Source organism: Rhizobacter sp. P2_H2 (assembly GCF_056403375.1).
This window is the reverse complement of sequence record NZ_JBFUFP010000770.1, coordinates 1-2,643: the sequence shown is the minus strand read 5'-3', so window position 1 is coordinate 2,643 and position 2,643 is coordinate 1. Positions and strand designations below refer to the sequence as shown.

Here is a 2,643-nt window from a genome sequence, read left to right as displayed (position 1 = left end):
TGGCGAGCACAACGTTGAGACGGTCATTGAGAGGCTGCAGGGGTGCGAGGAACCGCGGGTGATCGACCTGGCAGGAAGGGGGCTGGAGCCGAAGCATGTCGAAAAGCTCCAGCAGGTGCTGGCGCACGCGGGCTGCCCGCCATGTGCCTTGATTCTCCGGGGTGCCATATTGCCGAGGCTGAGTCCGATACTCCTGGGCGCCAAGGCTCATCTCCCGCTGACCAAGCTTGACCTTCACGGAATGTCGATCGAGCAAGGCGGGGGGCTTCGCTGGATGGGTCCCCTTCACATCGAGTTGATTGCCGAGCTTGTGAAGGCGCCGGGCAGCCAACTGAGCGTTCTGGATCTTGGCGAGCAGGCGCTCAGTGGCACGAAGGAGGTCCGCGGGCGGCCRGTGATGCCGTCCGCGACGCTCAGGCAACTTCTGTGGGCCGTCCGCTCGAGCAGCGTCATGACTTCCTTGCGTCTCGATGGTTCCAAGCTGCAGAACACCGACTTGGCTGTCATTTCCGAAGTTCTGTTTGCCGTGGACCTCCATTCAGATGAGCCCTCGAAGCTTGTTCATCTGAACCTCGCTGGGAACACGGCTTTCACCGCCGACGGTGTGGCGTGTTTCCTGGCTGCGACCAAGTGGTACCCCCTGCGGATCGAGAGCCTGAATCTGGGCCAGGTCGAGCTGAACGATGCATGCCATTCCGAGGCTTTGGCGCTGCTGGAGAGGTCGTGCACCTTGTGCGAGTTGTTGCCCTATTCCCTCAAGGATTCGAACTCACACGGTGACGATTCGCTGCTGGCCGCCGTGCTGAAGCAGCTCGATGCGAACAAGGGGCGTCGCAGGGCGCAGCTGGCCGCAATCTGCCTTTCCTCTCCGGTACCTCTTCCGGGGGAACTCTACCCCCTGATCGGCAAGAACATCRTTGACCTGGAACGGTCGGGTATCCGCAAGCCCACGAACGATCGAGGCCAAAGGGTAGCGTCGACTGTCGGAGAGGATTCGGCGACGCCCACGGCGTGGGTGGATATACGGAGACATCTGGAGGAGCAGCGAGCTCAACTGCGTTTGCTGAAGGAGCAATTCAAGAAAGAGACCTGAGTCCGCAAGCCGAAGAGGGGGCCACCTGGCATGGGGGGCGACGCAGCCCGCCCCGTTGCGCCGAGAATGCGCATCGATGATCACCGACCCCTGGTTCTACGCCGCTGCCATCCCCGCCGTGCTGTTGATGGGCCTCTCCAAGAGCGGCTTCGGCGCCGGCTTCGGCTCGCTCGCGACGCCGCTGATGGCCTTGTCGATCACGGTGCCGCAGGCCGCGGCCATCATGCTGCCGCTGCTGCTGGTGATGGACGCGGTCGGCGTGAAGGCGCTGTTCCAGCAGCGCGACAAGGCGCTGATCCGGCTGCTGATCCCGGCCGGGCTGCTCGGCACGGTGCTCGGCACGCTGTCGTTCGGGCTGCTGCAGCCGAAGACGGTGGCCGGCATCGTCGGCGGGCTGACGCTGCTGTTCCTCGCGCAGCGCCTGCTGTTCCCTCCGCGCGCCGATGCACCGCCGCCGCCGCGCTGGCTGGGCTTCGGGCTCGGCATCGCGTCGGGCTTCACCAGTTTCGTCGCGCATGCGGGCGCGCCGCCGGTCAGCGCCTACGTGCTGCCGCTGCGCCTGCCGCCGATGATCTTCACCGCGACGATGGCCACGTTCTTCGCGGTCGTGAACCTGTCGAAGTGGATCCCGTACGCCTTCCTCGGGCTGATCGACCTGCGCAACCTCGGCACCTCGCTGGTGCTGATGCCGTTCGCGCCGGTCGGCGTGTGGATCGGGATCCAGCTTGCGAAGCGGATCGAGCCGACGCTGTTCTATCGGCTGGTGTATGTCGGCATGTTCCTGACCGGGGCGAAGCTGCTGTACGACGCATTGAAGTGATGCAGTCCCGGATTGGCATCCGGGCTACGTGGCTTCTTCGTCCGGCTTCTCTGCCGCACCGCCCCAGCCGGCGCGCTGCTTTCGGTCCAGCGCCGCGGCGCGCTCCTGCGCGAACAGCGTCTCCAGCTGCTGCCGCCCTTCCTTCGCGACCGCGATCAGCCGCTCCTGGTCGCGCGCATGCGGGCGCATCGCCTCCAGCTGGTCGATGCTGTGGCGCCGGAAACGCAGCGCCAGGTTGCGCGCCTGGTGCGGCTGCCAACCCAGCAGCTCCAGCGTGCTGCGCGCCGTCATCAGCGCCGAATCCAGCGTCTCGCGCTCGATCAGCGTGACGCCCAGCTCGCGCAGCCGGTAGTAGTGCCGCACGTTGCGCGCCCGCGCGACGATCGTCAGCTGCGGGAAGTTCTCGCGCACCAGCGTCGCCACCTCCACGCTCTGCTCCACGTCGTCGATCGCCAGCACCAGCACCTTGGCGGTCGCCGCGCCGGCGGTGCGCAGCAGGTCGAGCCGCGTSGCGTCGCCGTAGAACACCGGCCAGCCGAAGCGGCGCAGCGCCTCCAGCGCCTCGGCGTCGTGCTCCAGCACCGTCGGCGTCAGGCCGTTGGCGAACATCATCCGGCCGACGATCTGCCCGTAGCGGCCGAAGCCGGCAATGATCACCGACGCGTTCTGCTGCTCGCTGATCTCGGGGATGTCGCTGCGCTTCTGGCCCGCCAGCGTCGGCGTCCACCAG

General features: G+C 66.5%; 3 protein-coding genes. 2 read left to right on the top strand and 1 reads right to left on the bottom strand.

Features of this window, described 5'->3' with window-relative positions; genetic code table 11:
- Positions 1–1,093 (top strand): hypothetical protein (locus AC1D15_RS26045; RefSeq protein ID WP_477828267.1); only part of this gene is annotated, 1,093 nt, incomplete at its 5' end.
- Between the two features lie 76 nt (positions 1,094–1,169).
- Positions 1,170–1,913 carry a sulfite exporter TauE/SafE family protein gene (locus AC1D15_RS26040; RefSeq protein ID WP_477828266.1) on the top strand — a complete coding sequence of 248 codons (744 nt, stop codon included), beginning with the start codon at positions 1,170–1,172 and terminating at the stop codon, positions 1,911–1,913.
- A 24-nt stretch (positions 1,914–1,937) separates the two neighbouring features.
- Here the strand turns inward: AC1D15_RS26040 and AC1D15_RS26035 are convergent.
- A partial coding sequence (locus AC1D15_RS26035; RefSeq protein ID WP_477828265.1) for an NAD-binding protein occupies positions 1,938–2,643 on the bottom strand: 706 nt, incomplete at its 5' end.